This is a genomic window from Caballeronia sp. dw_19 (assembly GCF_018449515.1).
Taxonomy (GTDB): Bacteria; Pseudomonadota; Gammaproteobacteria; order Burkholderiales; family Burkholderiaceae; genus Caballeronia.
Window position 1 is genome coordinate 100,307 of sequence record NZ_JAAVUQ010000015.1, and the last position, 14,749, is coordinate 115,055.

At 58.4% G+C, this 14,749-nt stretch carries 10 protein-coding genes and 3 pseudogenes; 4 read left to right on the plus strand and 9 right to left on the minus strand.

Features of this window, described 5'->3' with window-relative positions; translation table 11 throughout:
- Positions 1–93: 93 nt before the first annotated feature.
- Complete coding sequence (locus tag HB376_RS20720) at positions 94–2,400, minus strand: PAS domain S-box protein (RefSeq protein ID WP_346730536.1); 2,307 nt, start codon at positions 2,398–2,400, stop codon at positions 94–96.
- Between the two features lie 199 nt (positions 2,401–2,599).
- Between HB376_RS20720 and HB376_RS20725 the strand changes: the two are divergent.
- A pseudogene (locus HB376_RS20725) lies at positions 2,600–2,722 on the plus strand (sigma factor-like helix-turn-helix DNA-binding protein); the annotation flags it as partial.
- 174 nt (positions 2,723–2,896) lie between these two features.
- Here HB376_RS20725 and HB376_RS20730 read toward each other — a convergent pair.
- The 7 genes and pseudogenes from HB376_RS20730 to poxB all read right to left on the minus strand — a co-directional run.
- A pseudogene (locus HB376_RS20730) lies at positions 2,897–3,984 on the minus strand (IS1182 family transposase); the annotation flags it as partial.
- A 459-nt stretch (positions 3,985–4,443) separates the two neighbouring features.
- Positions 4,444–4,794, minus strand: a complete 351-nt coding sequence (locus HB376_RS20735) for a hypothetical protein (RefSeq protein WP_213765545.1) — start codon at positions 4,792–4,794, stop codon at positions 4,444–4,446.
- Positions 4,795–4,796: 2 nt separating this feature from the next.
- Entirely contained in the window at positions 4,797–6,158 is a 1,362-nt protein-coding gene (locus tag HB376_RS20740) for an ATP-binding protein (protein ID WP_213765546.1), read from the minus strand.
- A complete protein-coding gene (locus HB376_RS20745; protein ID WP_213765547.1) occupies positions 6,151–6,867 on the minus strand; it encodes a response regulator transcription factor in 717 nt (238 codons plus the stop codon). The genes HB376_RS20740 and HB376_RS20745 overlap by 8 nt, the downstream gene beginning before the upstream one ends.
- Before the next feature lie 25 nt (positions 6,868–6,892).
- Positions 6,893–7,570, minus strand: coding sequence for a response regulator transcription factor (locus HB376_RS20750; protein WP_213765548.1), 678 nt, complete (start codon positions 7,568–7,570; stop codon positions 6,893–6,895).
- 10 nt (positions 7,571–7,580) lie between these two features.
- Positions 7,581–8,399 (minus strand): MipA/OmpV family protein, encoded by an 819-nt coding sequence (locus tag HB376_RS20755; protein WP_346730537.1) that lies wholly within the window; start codon positions 8,397–8,399, stop codon positions 7,581–7,583.
- A 205-nt stretch (positions 8,400–8,604) separates the two neighbouring features.
- Positions 8,605–10,158, minus strand: a pseudogene (gene poxB / locus HB376_RS20760) (ubiquinone-dependent pyruvate dehydrogenase); the annotation flags it as partial.
- A gap of 95 nt (positions 10,159–10,253) precedes the next feature.
- On the opposite strand from poxB, the gene HB376_RS20765 reads away from it, so the two are divergent.
- The 3 genes from HB376_RS20765 to HB376_RS20775 all read left to right on the plus strand — a co-directional run bounded on the left by HB376_RS20765 (position 10,254) and on the right by HB376_RS20775 (position 13,607).
- Complete coding sequence (locus tag HB376_RS20765) at positions 10,254–10,901, plus strand: peroxiredoxin-like family protein (RefSeq protein WP_213765550.1); 648 nt, start codon at positions 10,254–10,256, stop codon at positions 10,899–10,901.
- A gap of 685 nt (positions 10,902–11,586) precedes the next feature.
- Positions 11,587–11,871, plus strand: coding sequence for a hypothetical protein (locus HB376_RS20770; RefSeq protein ID WP_213765551.1), 285 nt, complete (start codon positions 11,587–11,589; stop codon positions 11,869–11,871).
- An 806-nt stretch (positions 11,872–12,677) separates the two neighbouring features.
- The gene (locus tag HB376_RS20775) at positions 12,678–13,607 is read left to right on the plus strand and encodes a creatininase family protein (protein WP_213765552.1); all 930 of its coding nucleotides are present in this window, start codon (positions 12,678–12,680) and stop codon (positions 13,605–13,607) included.
- Between the two features lie 160 nt (positions 13,608–13,767).
- Here the strand turns inward: HB376_RS20775 and HB376_RS20780 are convergent, their stop codons facing one another.
- On the minus strand, positions 13,768–14,496 hold the full coding sequence (locus tag HB376_RS20780) for an FCD domain-containing protein (RefSeq protein ID WP_213765553.1): 729 nt from the start codon (positions 14,494–14,496) through the stop codon (positions 13,768–13,770).
- Positions 14,497–14,749: the final 253 nt, after the last annotated feature.

A 14,749-nucleotide genomic window follows, 5' to 3' on the forward strand; every position in this document is an offset into this window, starting at 1 on the left:
CCGATGGCAACGAGGTGCTCACCTTACCCGGCGGTGAATTTCATTGAAGCGCATCGTTAAGTTGTTCTACCGCATAAGGCTTGCGCAGCCCCTTCATGGAAAGCCGAGCGGCAGGTCGTCTGGCAATTCATCTCCTGACGCAAATACCACATGCAGATCGGGATGCGCTGCGACGGCCTGTTGTGCGAGCTCGATTCCAGAGGTGCCCGGCAGGTTCAGATCGGTCAGCAGCACATCGAATCTGTCATGGCGTAGACGCTCCATCGCCTGGGTCGCATTCCCGGCCTTTGCCGCATCGTGACCCAGCATCTGGAGAATTTCACAAACCGCGTCCAAAGAAGCCACGTCGTCCTCGACCACGAGCACACGCAACGCCCTTGCCATTCGCGGGGCAGCGTCGGCTTGCGCTGTGTCCGACCTGCCAGGGGCTGTGGAGACTGTATCTCCCGGCGTGCCAATGATGTAACGCAGCTTATACGCCAGTTCTTCCTGACTATAGGGCTTGCTGAGAAGTTCGACGCCCGGATCCAGCCGTCCTCCATGCACGATCGCGTTCTGCGTGTAACCGGAGGTGAACAGAATCTTCAGGTGCGGCAGCAGCAGCGCTGCCTGGCGGGCCATTTCAGGGCTGCGTAGGGTGCCAGGCATCACCACGTCCGTGAACAGGACGTCGATGTGAACCCCGCTGCGGATCACGGTGAGCGCCTGTTGCGCATCGTCGGCTTTGAGAACGGAATAACCTAGGTTTGTCAGCATGTCGACGACCGTTGACTGGACTCTCGCGTCATCCTCCACGACCAGGATCGTCTCCTTGCCGCCTATCATCACCGCGTGGTCGTGTCTCGTTAGCGGTTCTACTGCGACCTCCATGGATCTGGGCAGATAGATTCGGACCGTCGTGCCATGTCCCACTTCGCTGTAAATCCGGATGTGTCCGCCGCTCTGCTTGACGAAGCCGTATGCCATGCTCAGGCCGAGGCCCGTGCCTTGTCCCTCGGGTTTAGTAGTAAAAAACGGATCGAAGGCGCGCTCGACAACATCGGGTGTCATTCCCGTCCCCGTGTCCGTCACACCAAGCATCACGTACTGGCCTGGTGGAACGTCAGATAGGGGCCGCACGTAACGGTCGTCGAGCATCGCGTTGGCCAGTTCAAGCGTGAGGCGCCCGCCCGTAGGCATCGCATCGCGTGCGTTGATGGCCAGGTTCAACAGCACATTTTCCATCTGGTGGGTGTCTGCCAGCGTGTTCCATAGGCCGGCAGCAACGACCGTCTCCACACTGATCGTTTCGCCCAGCGCGCGGGCGAGCATGCTGTCCATCCCGCGCACCATCGCCGCCAGATTGACCACGACGGGACGCAAAGCTTGCCGGCGACCGAATGCGAGGAGCTGTGAGGCGAGCTTGGCACCGCGCTCAACGGCATCGATGGCGTGGGCGAGTCGCTCCCCGCTCCAGACATCCCGGCGATGCCGGTTCTCCAGCAACTCGAGATTACCCCGTAGCACCTGGAGCACGTTGTTGAAGTCGTGCGCGACGCCGCCTGTCAGCTTGCCGATCGCTTCCATTTTCTGTGCCTGAAGCAGCGCCGCCTGAGTCTGTTCGAGGAGCTCATTGGCCTGACGCCGCTCGGTGACGTCCCTCGTGATCTTCGCAAATCCGACGAGCGTTCCATCGTCTTCGCGGATTGCGTCGATCACCACGTGCGCCCAGAAGGTCGTCCCATCGTGGCGCACCCGCCGGCCTTCCGCCTCGAAACGGCCCTCGCGGACCGCGGTCTCCAGGCCGCGTTGCGGTAGACCGGCAGCGACGTCCTCGGGTGTGTAGAAGCGAGAAAAATGCGAGCCGACGATCTCCTGCTCGCTGTAACCCTTGATGCGCCGGGCGCCGTTGTTCCAGTTCGTCACATAGCCGTCAGGGGAGAGCATGAAGATGGCGTAGTCCGTCACCCCTTGAACCAGCAGCCGAAAGCGCCGTTCGCTTTCAATCACGGCCTCGTGTGCCCTGCGGTTCTCGCTCACATCGCGCACCACCTGAACCGCTCCGAGGAACTCACCCTGCGGGCTGCGCAGGGCGGTCGTGACCACGCTTGCCCAGAAGGTGCTGCCGTCCATTCGTCGGCGCCATCCTTCCGTATCATGACGTCCCAGTCGCCGGACACTTTCCATCAGCGCATCGGGTACCCGGTTGCGGCGGTCATCCTCGGTGTAGAGGACGGAAAAATGCTCGCCCATGATTTCGTCGGGCCGGTATCCCTCTATGGCGGTGCCGCCCGGGTTCCAGCTGGCAACCTTGCCTGCGGGCGTGATCAGGAAAATCGAGTAGTCCGCAGTCGACGTAACCCATTGGCGGGTCCAGTCGTCGGCGTGGGATTGCGCGTTTTCCGGTTCGTGTGTCGTCATCGGTACCTGCCTGTCCGTGCGTGTCTATTTTCGAGCCGTACGCTCAGGCATGCCGTTATTGCGCAGGCTTGATCCGACTGCCCGTCTACCGGTCGATTTTAACAGCGCCGAAGTTGTTCGGATATGGATCGAAACTTGCGGGACGTTGCTGGAACCAATGGATGGCGGAAAATGATCAGGGTGATGCTGGTGGACGACGAACCAGTTGCCGCATCAACAGCGCGACGTGTTTATCGCGCACGAGTTGGAAGGTTGGACTTTTAAGGACATGGCTGCAGAAAGCGGTGTCGCGATCAATACGCTGCTCGCGCGCAAACGCTATGTTCACAAGGCGACGATTGCGGTTTCTGTGGCCGATGCGGGGAGAGGCGAAGTTCGTTATATCGGGGAGATCGCCAATACACCGGAGGCGATCGAAAAGCTAGTTCGGCAGTTGAGAAAAGGAGAGGCGCATCTCTCGTTTTGCTATGAGGCAGGCCCATGCGGGCATGTCATGCTCAACGGTCGTAAATCGATGGATGGCGCGCTCGTCTGCAGGGCATCGATACACATCGTTTTTTGATTCGTAGACAAAGTCGGCCTTGGTGAAGAGACCTTTCTTCCGCGATGCGGAGGTGAGTGGCTTGGGAACGTACGCACTGATCTCGTTCAGATCGCATGCCCGTATCTCCGGGCCGCTGAAGTAACCCCGATCAGCAACAACCTTCAGCTTCGATCTGCCCATCGCATCCTTCGCAGCCAGCGCCATTCTGCTGAGTTGTCCGTGATCGTTTCCGACATTGGTTACCTCGTGCTCAACGATCAGGTGATGTTTCGTGTCTACGGCTGCCTGGACGTTGTAGCCCACTATGCCGGAGCCTCTTCCGCTTGTTGCCATGGAGCGTGCGTCGGGATCCGTCATCGACAGCTGTTTGTCCGGTTGCTTTTCTAACTGCTTCCTGACCTGTGCGAGCTCACGCATCTGCTGGCGCAAGCGGGCGATCTTCTCGTACAGCCGAACGGTCTTCACATCGAAACCTGTTGGACTGGTCCGGTCTGCGGTTTCAATCAGGTCGAGATATCGCGCACGCTTTCCTCGATCTGCTGCTGACGCTTGTCGATCTTGCTCGCGGTGTAGTTCCTGTCGCGACTGTTCGACGCCTTGAACTTGCTACCGTCGATGGCCACCATGTCACTGGATAACAGTTTCAGCCCGCGACACAGTTCGACGAAACGCCGGCATACGTTGCGAATGGCCGCGCCGCTCTCACGGCGAAAGTCGGCGATCGTCTTGAAGTCCGGAGCGAGACGTCCTGTTAGCCACATCAACTCGACGTTACGCTGACATTCACTCTCGAGACGCCTGCTGGAAGGTATCCGGTTCAGGTATCCGTAGATATAGATCCTGAGCATCACACCCGGGTGGTAGGAGGGGCGGCCCGTGATCGCTGGCGCGGTACCGTTGAAACCAAGATCCGCAAGGTCCAACTCGTCGACGAAGGCATCTATGACCCTGACCGGGTTGTCCTGTCCGATGTAGTCATCGACACATTCGGGAAGTAGTGCGACCTGCTTGCGGTCATCGCCTTCAACGAATCGCTTCATGAGTCACCGGGTCTCAGTGCGTTGATTCAGTTTAGGCGATCAATGCGTTTTCACACACTCTGGGTCGACTTCTGCCGATAGCTGACAGGCAAAAGCCGGCCATGAAGCGTCATTCGGCAAGACTGCCGCATGGACATTGGTGCGACTGCTTCGCTCGGCGTGTTCAACGGATCGATGCAATGGGCGGGGCTTGTGTGGGGCTACGCCCCGGCTTGCTGCGGCAGGTTGTGCCAAAGCGTGCCGTCCTGGACGCTGGCGGTTCGCCGCCTGTACATCACGAAGGACGGTTCACCGACACGCCGCCCGGCCTCACTGTTAATTGCTCGCGACGCTTGGTCCGAAGTTCTCGATCGGTGCCATCAGTTGCTCGGCGTGCCGGGCGAAATCACGTATGCAAATATGGGGGCGCCGGGAAGTCTAGGCCCCCGACAGCGGCAAAGCGACCAGCCCGGTTCGAGCCTACTTTGAAATTACGCCCTGATCCCAAGGGGCCACGGGCAGGAATGCGTCGGCCAGTGCATCCACAGCGACCCGAACCTTGGGCGCGAGATCGCGCGTTGGGGGGCACAGCGCGTGGATGGGAACACTGTCGATGATCGACGGACTCAGCACCGCCTGCAATCGTCCATCGCGCAGCTCATTCGAGGCGAGCCACGTCGTCAATTGGGTTCGTTTGCTTTCGTGCTCGGGATGATCTTCCTGCTGCAGATGTTCCGCTTCATGCCGGAGACCAAGACGGTTTTGCTTGAGCAGATCGAGCGCTATCCGTGGATGGAAAACCGCTGCGGAAACTCCGGTAGCGATTGCCATATTTAAGGGTTAAACAATACGCTGAAAGCTGTCCCGACTGGCAAACGCCTTACGTTGATATGCCAGTCGTGGGCGGCGGCGATCTCCTTGCAGATCGCGAGTCCGAGCCCTGCGCCGTCGTGCGGGGCATCGGGCGCGCGCCAGAAGCGCTGGAACAGGAAGGGCAGATGTTCCGGGTCGATGCCTCGACCTTCATCGCTGACCCTGATTGAACCCTCGTCCACCGATACCGTCACCCTGCCTCCAGCCGGCGTGACATTGATCGCGTTCTCGACCAGGTTCTTCAGCAGAATGAACAACGCGCTTCGATCGGCCTTGATGACTCCGGGAACCATGGGCACGTCAAGTTCGAGCGACACGCTCTCCGCGCTCGCCTTGCGGGCGAAGTAGCTCACTACATCGTCGGCTACATCGGCGCGGTTGACGTCGCCGAATGCGAAGTTTTGCGACTCGCTGACTTCCGCCAGATGCAGCAACTGGCGCACTTGCCGCGCCATCAGGTCGATCTCGCGATAGATCAGTTCCTTCTTTTCAATGCCCGGTTGCAACTCGATTTGCCCCCGGATCAGCGTCAATGGCGTTTGCAACTCGTGAGCGGCCGATGCCAAAAAAGCCTGCTGGACAACGAAGCCGTTCTCCAACCTCGACAATGCGTCGTTGAACGCCGTGATCAACGGCTTGATCTCGCTCGGCACGCCTTTGTCAGAAAGACGCATGGTGAGACTCGACGGCGTGATCGATGCAGCGGCGCGAGACGCGAGCCTGAGCGGACGAAGCAACCGGTGCACGGTAAAGGTCAGCGTCAGTCCGAAAACGATCGTGGCGAGCACAATCGTCCACCCGACTATGCCGGGAATCGGTTTGACTTTCAAGCTCAGCACTGCTTTGTTGAAAGCACTGCTTGTTGCAACCTGGATAATGAAACGCGCGTTGCCGCGCTGCGTTTCCCGCGTCGCCAGATCGAAAGGCCGCCCGTCAATAGACACTTCGTGCTCCTCACGACTATCCACTGCGGGATTGCCGGTTTCCCACGGTTCGTCACCGGCGGCTTTGCTAGACGCCAGAAGCAAATGACCGCGCTCGTCGAGCACGCGGTACATCAGGTCGTTCGTCGCGACGCTGAACAGCCAGGCGCTTTGCTCATCGAGCGTTACAGCCACTAGCTGGCCGTGACTGTCGAAACGCAATCCATCGACGATGCGCTGCGTGGCCCGGATGTCGGCATGACGCTGCAACATCTGCGGAGGCGAATGATTGAACGTGTACACGGTGATTGCAGCGATGACGCCGAGGCAGATCACCAGCGCCGTCACGCTAGTAAGCCATAACTGCGCGGAAAGACTGCGGATCCAGTACCTAAACACGCCCGACGCCTTTCGAATGCGCGTTCTCACGAGGGTAAAACGCATATCCCTTGCTGTGAATCGGGAGTATCTGCGCGCCCGCTGCCCGCCTGATTCTCGATCGCAGCCTGCGAACCCGTGTGCGTACGCTCTCGTCAGGCGCGCGCGAATCGATGCCTTGTGCGATCGCATGGAGCGAAAACACCTTGCCGGGCGCGGCAACAAGGAATTTCAGGAGCGAATATTCGGTCTTCCAGAGGGCGACAGGCCGTTCCTGGAAGGTCAGACTGCTGACGAGGAAATCGAACTTGAAACCATCGAACAGATACGGCGGCTTGCGCGCCGGTTCCTTAATCGGCCGATGCCCGACGCGGCGCAGCACATCGCGAATCCGAACCAGCACTTCATCGACATTAAATGGCTTCGACACGACATTGTCCGCGCCCCATTCAAGCGCGACGATGCGCTCCGTGGCGTCGTCCTCTTCACCGAGCCTGATGACAGGCAAGCCGTCGTCGCAGTTGCACAGGCTCGTGATCGCGGCCAGCCCGCCATCCATGTGGGGGCCGCTTGCAACGAGCGCCAATGCGGGCCGCTCCAGTGTCAGCCGATGCGCGATCTTCGCTGTATTGTCGAGAGCGGATACGTCGGAGCCCGCCGCGTGAAAACGGTTGCGCAATACGTCGCGGCACTCAGCGTCGGCATCGACTACGAGAATCAGGCGCTTCATGGAATCTCCTTGAAAAACGTCCGCCTTAGGTCGGCGCCTGCAGCAAGAAGCCCGCGCCGCGAACGTTGGCAAGAAGAGTCGTCGCGCCGATCGCGGAAAGCTTCTTGCGCAGCCTGTGCACGGTGACTTCCAGTGCGTTCGGTGTGACCGCGCCCGCGAGTCCCCACGCTGCATGCTCGAGCGCCGAATGCCGCACGGTCCGGCCGGCTACTTTCATCAACGTCAGCATAATCTGGAGTTCGGCTGGGGCGAGCATGATCGACTGCCCGCAGCATCGCATGGCTTGCTGCTCCGGATCGATGGAGATGTCGGCAAACGCCTGGACGAGCGCAGTGAGCTCCTGGGGCCGCCGCATCAGCGTGCGAATCCGCGCGACCAGCTCGCTCATCGCAAACGGCTTGGTCACGTAGTCGTCCGCGCCGGTCTCCAAGCCGTCGATACGGTCATGCAACGCGTCCCGCGCCGTCAGCATCATGCACGGCATCATCCGCCCGGCTTCGCGCAACTTGCGCAGGAACTCGAGCCCGTCGCCGTCGGGCAATCCACGGTCGATGATCAGGACCGCGTAGTTCGCCTGGCTGATGCCATAGTGGGCCTCCGATAAAGTGCCAAAGATATCGGTCTCGATTCCTGCGCCCGACAACGCTTGCCGGACCATGTCCGCCAGACGTGCATGATCCTCGATTAGTGCGACTCGCGACATTAAGCGATGCTCACTTGAATTCGTAGATATAGGCGAGCCGGACTTCGGGAATATACCGCTTTCCAACTAACGGGCTATCTGTGATCCCACTGCTCAGGTGCTTGACGCCAACGTCGAACGTCACTAGCTGCTTGCGCGTGAAGCGATAGTCCAGCTTGGCTCCAACCGACACATTGTAGGATGCTTTTCCCGTATAAGCGGGCCGATCCGCTCTGACTTCCGACGACCTCACGCCATAGTAGTAGTCGACGTACTTGCTGCTGAGCCATTCGGCGCCTATATGCGGTTCAAACGAAAAACTGCCGTATTCCAGGGCCTTTGCAAACCCTATATTTGCCTTCTGCCCCTTATTTCCGCCCGTCAGGACGTCGCCTGACAGCGTTCCGTAGCCTGTGTGCCAGGCAAGCGCCGGGCCGAGCCAGAATGCGCCCTTACGGTTCTGCATGCCATTCAGGATCGGCGCATCCGCACCCGTGTATCCATCCAGCGAGTATTGGGCGCGCAATGTGAACAGCACGCTGCTCCACTTGCCTATTTTCAAGTCGAGCGTCGTGCCAAGCGCGTGTACCCACTTGTCATCGAAGTAGATCAGCGGAATGGGAGTGACCTTCGACCCGTACCCCTTATAGGGAGACTCCCCAAGGCCAACACCGGCGCCCAGGCCCCAATGCGTAACGTTGGTTGCATTGCTGAGGACCGTGAAACCTTCGTCGTCTGTGTCGGACGGATCTTGTGTGATGCCGTCTGCTGCCCAAACCGCCCCCCCATGCAGCATGCCCGATGCGACGATGAGCAGAAGTTGGTTCCTACGCCGAAAGAGTTTTCTCACCACTTGTGCCTTTAAAGAGAAGGGATGACGGACCCGACTTTAAGGCTCACTGACTTACTCGCCAACCGGATTTTTGTATTACCGAAAATTTCGGATTTGATGACACGAAGCCGCACCGGCGCAGCGCTAGAGCGCCCGCAGCGCGCATCCATCTAGTGCGGCAACGCCTTTCTCCGCGCGGATACGGCAACGCCTATACAGGCATTCAGCGAAAATGCGTATTCGCCAGCTCGACAACTTCATCCGCGCGGCCGTTCAGCACCGCCCGTAACATGTACAAGCTGAAGCCCTTCGCATGCGCCCACTGGATCTTCGGAGGCAATGCAATCTCGTGCTTCGCCGTGACTACATCGATAAGAACAGGCCCGGGGCGGGCAAACCCGCGTTCCAATGCGTCCGGCAGATCCTCTGAACGCTCCACGCGAATGCTGTAGATCCCAGCGCCTTCGGCAATGGCTGCGAAGTTGGTAGCGCTCAGGTCAGTCCCGGTATCGAGGTAACCGCCCGCCTTCATTTCCATAGCGACGAAGCCCAGTGAGCTGTTATTGAATACGACCACCTTGATCGGCAGGTCGAGTTGACGCGCGCTCAGCAGATCGCCGAGTAGCATGGACAAGCCGCCATCGCCTGACAGTGAAATGACTTGACGATCCGGTTGTGCCGCCTGCGCACCGAGTGCCTGCGGCATCGCGTTTGCCATCGAGCCGTGATTGAACGACCCGTGGAGCGCCCGCTTGCCGTTCATAGTGAGATAGCGCGCCGCCCAAAGCGTGGGCGTGCCGACATCAGCGGTGAAAATAGCGTCCTTGTCCGCAAGTTCGTCGATCAGGCGCGTGAGGTATTGCGGGTGAATCGGCCGTCCCGGAGGTGAAGGACGGGCGTACTCGTCGAGGTCCTTGCGCGCTGCAGCGTAGTGCTTCTTCGCGGTATCAAGGAACCGACGGTCGCTCTTGTTCTCAAGCCGGGGCAGCAGCGCAGTAAGCGTCTCGCGCACGCCGCCCACCAGTCCAAGCGCAAGCGGTGCGCGCTTGCCAAGCGCACTCCCACGAATATCGACCTGGATGATCTTCGCTTTCGGCGGGTAGAAATTTCGATACGGAAAGTCAGTGCCCAGCATCACCAGCGTATCGCACGACATCATGGCGTGATAGCCTGAACTGAACCCAATGAAACCGGTCATGCCGACATCGAATGGATTGTCGTGCTCGACAAATTGCTTGCCGCGCAATGCGTGGACCACGGGCGCGCCGAGTGTGTCGGCAAGCGCCACGACTTCATCGTGCGCGTTGGCGCAACCACTACCGCAGAGCAAGGTAACCGCGCTCGATTCGTTCAGCAATGCAGCGAGGCGGTCCAGGTCGGTTGCGGCCGGAATGACTGTGGGTGGCTGGACATCGACCCAGGCGGGCGATTCAGCGGATGCGTCGCCCAGCGCGACATCACCGGGCAACACGATCACTGCCACGCCGCGTTCATTGATCGCAGTGCGCATTGCACGTTCAAGCACTCGCGGGAACTGCTCGCGGCTGGTCACGAGCTCAACATAATGACTGCATTCCTTGAACAACTCCGTGGGATGGGTTTCCTGGAAATAGCCCAAACCGATTTCAGTCGATGGAATGTGCGCCGCGATGGCCAGCACGGGCACATGATTCCGGTGACAGTCGAAAAGGCCGTTGATCAGATGCAGGTTGGCCGGTCCGCAACTTCCCGCGCATACCGCCAGTTGTCCGGTGGTAGCCGCGTCGGCGCCGGCGGCACCAGTGATGGGCTTGCTGCTGTGTAATCGGATGATGCTTGCGCAGACCAATTAGCGCGTCGCGCATCAACACGAAACCACAAGGGGGATTGTTTATGCAACTCGAACAAACGCTTGCCGCACTACGGGACAAGTTCGTGAAAATTATTCCGGACGGCGCTAGCGCCATTATGGAAAGTCATATCGAATCCCTCCGCAAAAACGGAGCGGTTGACCAGATCCTCAAACCTGGCACGAAAGCGCCGGCATTCATGCTGAAGAACCGGCGCGGCGAGGACATATCGTCTGTTGACTTGATCAAGCACGGTCCGCTTGTCGTAAGCTTCACGCGCGGTAGCTGGTGCCCTTTTTGTGCGGCAGAGGTACGTGCTCTTAACGAAGTGTATGAGCAGTTTCGGCAGGCTGGCATAGAGCTCGTCGTGCTTTCTCCGCAAAGCCCTGACAGCACCCAAAAGCAGGCGACGGCCGAGAAGCTGAAATTCAATTTGCTCGTGGACAAGGATAACGAGATCGGCAAGGCCTTTGGATTGGTCTACACGTTCCCTGAGGACCTGAAGAACGTGTACCGCAACGTATTCAAGTTGGACATTCAGGCTTTGAATGATGCGAGTGGATGGCAACTTCCGATCCCAGCCCGTTTCGTCATCGACGGCAGCGGTGTTATTCGTGATGCGAAGGCGGACCCGGATTATCGTTATCGTCCTGAGCCTTCAGAAGTGTTCGACATCACAAAGAAACTTTGAGTGGCAAGGACCGGAAGTTTCCCTGATGCGCATGTCGCGTAGCCCTATCGAGAAATCGAATGTACCACGCCTGCGGGGACGAGGATCGAGGTCCCAACGATCACTACGGGAGGCAGTGTGTAGATCGCACTTCGCGGAAGCGCGATCTACACACTGCCTCCGGGTCATCCCAATAGTTCTTCCTCTTTGATATTCGCGGTCGGCGCGAGCATCTTTGGAGTCGAGCGCTTTCGATGAGGAACCTGCTGCAACGCTGCGGGGAAGATCAGGGCTTGCGAGGGCGGCTCTGCCGAAGCTGATTATATCGGCGCGGTCTTCAAGGACCGCGATTGCTTGCCGCTCTCCGTGAAGATTGCCGCTCGCGATCACGATCGCCTTAGGCGCCTATTTTCTAGGATAGATGGTGCCCATAACCGGCGGTAGCCTATCCTGCGCTCACTTCCATTACCTTTGTTTTCTACTTCTCTCCCATAGTCCGCATTGAGCGCGTCGTCATATGGCGTCACCTTTCATGGTTGATTGTGTCGTACCATTGACGACCGCGGCGCGGCTGTGGCTGAAGTTAACTGGCAAACCGAACTGGATATTTCTTCCCTGTCCTTTGCACGTGCAAAGCGTGAGGAGGCTATATCTGTGTCGACGGCAACATTCCGGCTTGAGAGCGGCGTGCGCTAGCCGACATGCAATGGACTCTCGTGAGAATTTTGCATGTGCAAAGGCGAAGGTTGACGTGCCGGGGCGTCGCGAGGCGACCCAAATTTTTCGACGTTTGGCAGATTTGCCCGCGCTTTGCGACGAGCGATGGAGCGAAATCGCGAAATCGCTCGAACGCGGTTTCGAAACTACCCAACTCGGGTATCTCGGTGATGGAAAGCAGGTTGCTCAGTTCGTCGCGCCGCTCGATGATAGTTCACGGTTCGTGGGCCCAATAGACAATTTCATCATGGGGGCTCTCAGTCTTTGCCCCTGACGATCTGTCCTATTCAGTTTTAGCTTTATCTCCGGGCGCTTTGCAGCGCAGTCAGATGTCATCCCGTGGATTGCTCCATCCGGCAGGGCTGTTCTTATGTAATGCATACAAGCAGATGGGGTAGTGCCGACGTCAAAAGCGTGACACCGGAGGCCGTCAATAAGCACCGGACGATTTTCCGGAAGGTCGCCCTTGCTGATGCAGACAGAGAGCCTCACGCCGAGGAGCGTAAGGGTCAGCATGGCGGGCATCCGCGATGCCAAATATCGGCGGCATGTCCCCCATGGCTATGCGCCGGCCCGCGTAGATACCCATCGTGCCTGCATCGCTGGATAACAGCCCTCTGCAGGTCCTCGTCGAGCCTACGCGACGTGCACCACAGCGTAGGCACAGTGCCGGGACCCGCCGAGCCCGATCATCATGCGGCCAGCCGGGCCGACGACACCGCCGGCAATACGAAGCAGCCAAGAACCCGCAGTAAGCAATCGCCAGTGCATGGATCAAGCCGGATAAATCGTAATATCGCGATTGTGATTGAAGGGCAACGTCCTCGCGATCCAAGATGTTTCATGGGCGAAAGGGGACGTACCGCGCTTGGCATGTCGGCGCGCTGCGATGGACTCGTCGGCCTGAATGTTGTCGGTGGCACGGGTTTTATTGGTGTGCTTTAAATACTTCATGGGGTCGTTTTTTGCGTCTGTCTACTTGGCTTTGCTGCAAGCTGTCCTATGTCAGAGGCTTGTGCCGCGCAAGGAGTCGGAAGTAGTCGCAATCAAGCAGTAACAAGTTCAAAGGAGAAGAATTATATGAGTCAGCATTTGAAGGAAGCGTCGTTGCCACTATCGCGGGATGAACCCTTTGATATTTTCGCAGACACCATTGCGGAAATGACGTGGTATCAAGTGGAGAATGCTGCGCGAGATGGGGCAATTCTTCTATGGGCATTTGGTGTGATTGAGCAGCATGGACCGCACATGCCCACAGGCACAGACGTGTACATACCGTCCATGCACCTGCGCAACGTTCGAGCCGCGCTCGGAAAGCGGGGTATCCAAGCGCTTATCGTCCCGCCCTATTATTGGGGAGTCAACGTCGTTTCCGGAAGTTTTCCAGCATCCTATCGGGTGCGGCCGGAAATCATGGTCGAAATGATGGCCGACGTGTTTGCCAGCTTGGCGGGCGACGGGTTCAAACAAGTCTTTTGCGTAACCGGTCATGGCGATCACCGTCATAACCAGACGATCTATAACGGCATTAAGACGGGAGTTGATCGGACGTCGCTAGATATCAGCTTTTTATTGGAGCCCGCACTTGCGCTGCGGCTGGGCCTAAAGCTGGACGACCCTCTTTTGACAATTCAACGTGCGATCGGTGTGCGATTTCCCTCTCCGAACGCAAGTACGGAGGACACAAATTCACCGGATGGCCGATACATCGATGTCCACGCGGGCTGTGACGAAACGTCGATGATGCTTTGCACGTGCCCCGGTCTACTTCACGAAGAGATCCGACGAACACTGAAACCGACCAACCTTGGTCTTTCTGATCTTGAGGAGTGGCGTAAGGGTTTCGACAATGCGCGTCGCAAAACGCCCCAAGGTTATTTTGGAGACCCGGCCGCCGGCACCAAAGCGCACGGCGAGGCACTGTTTGCAGAGGCAGCGCAACGGGCGGCCGGTGCAATTGAAGCGCGGCTATCGTCAGCATTGAAGCCCGCTGTCGCCGATGACCGCTAGGCCCATCGTCGACTGGCTGGCGGCCTATATCGCTGTGAAGAACACGATCAGTTCCGGTAAGGAAACGTATCGAACTTCGCAGTGCGCTCGTCAACGCCCAAGGTTAGGCTCACTGCAGGTCCGCAAAGACGTCCGTTAAGACTGTCTCACTTTGAAAGCGCTAGGCAGGCGGAGCCTCGGTGACCCCGAAATGACTCATGGCCACGCTTTCGACACCTTTGATGTGCAGGTGAAGTAATGCAACAGCATCGTCGGCTCGCCGGGCGATGACGGCATCGATCATCTGACGATGCTCGTCGGAGATATGAGCGGCTATATCCGTGTAGACCACGTAGTTTCGCCGATACCGTTGTCCTTGCTCGATCAGAATCTCGCAGAACCGAAGTAGCCACGGGGAGCCGCAGGCGGAATAAAGCGCGAAATGAAATTGGAGGTGTCTTTCCTCCCAGTTGTCCGCCCGCGATTGCGCGTCGCCAGCCGTATCGGTTTCTGCCCGGGCGAGCCGGTGATAAGCGGATAAGCAACTCGTTTCCCATTCGACGTCGCCATGCTCGATCGCCAAGCGAAGGGCCTCGCCCTCGAGTTGAAGGCGCCATTGGGTGATGTCCCGCAGTTCCTCGACGGAAATTTCCGCAACGCGAAAGCCGCGCTGGCTGTCCGCTCTGACCAAGCCCTCGCTGACAAGCTGGAACAGCGCTTCACGCAGCGGGCTGATGCCGACCGAATAATGCTCGCGTAGGTCGTTGGATTTGATTTTTTGCCCTGGCTTGAATCGGCCACTGATGATGTCCTTTCTAAGCCGTGCGACCACCGCATCGGTCATCGTCTTAGGTTCACCGGATTGCTCGTGACGAAGAGCGGGGCCCCAGGTGTACATCGGTTCGCTCATGTTTCTGTCTCCAAACCAGCCGCCCACGCACGCCCGATTGACGCGCGAACGATGAACGACAGGTATTCGCAAGTAAATGTAATTTCCAAATTTCGTTGACAGTGGAAATTATGCGACCGATGATACATCAAACGCGGCAGAGAAGGATCAAACTTTACTGGTGATTTCGAGCCGGGCCCATGCGTCGGTAGTCATGGCATTGCACGACCTTCCGTCGCCTCGTGGGAGCTTGAACTTTCGTCTTCGAGCGCGA

What these genes read in the sequence shown, in the direction of transcription:
- HB376_RS20770 (WP_213765551.1), top strand. Translation starts at nt 11,587, where the DNA reads ATGGACTCTCGTGAGAATTTTGCATGTGCAAAGGCGAAGGTTGACGTG.
- HB376_RS20765 (WP_213765550.1), top strand. Translation starts at nt 10,254, where the DNA reads ATGCAACTCGAACAAACGCTTGCCGCACTACGGGACAAGTTCGTGAAA.
- HB376_RS20775 (WP_213765552.1), top strand. Translation starts at nt 12,678, where the DNA reads ATGAGTCAGCATTTGAAGGAAGCGTCGTTGCCACTATCGCGGGATGAA.
- HB376_RS20720 (WP_346730536.1), bottom strand. Translation starts at nt 2,400, where the DNA reads ATGACGACACACGAACCGGAAAACGCGCAATCCCACGCCGACGACTGG.
- HB376_RS20745 (WP_213765547.1), bottom strand. Translation starts at nt 6,867, where the DNA reads ATGAAGCGCCTGATTCTCGTAGTCGATGCCGACGCTGAGTGCCGCGAC.
- HB376_RS20780 (WP_213765553.1), bottom strand. Translation starts at nt 14,496, where the DNA reads ATGAGCGAACCGATGTACACCTGGGGCCCCGCTCTTCGTCACGAGCAA.
- HB376_RS20735 (WP_213765545.1), bottom strand. Translation starts at nt 4,794, where the DNA reads ATGGCAATCGCTACCGGAGTTTCCGCAGCGGTTTTCCATCCACGGATA.
- HB376_RS20750 (WP_213765548.1), bottom strand. Translation starts at nt 7,570, where the DNA reads ATGTCGCGAGTCGCACTAATCGAGGATCATGCACGTCTGGCGGACATG.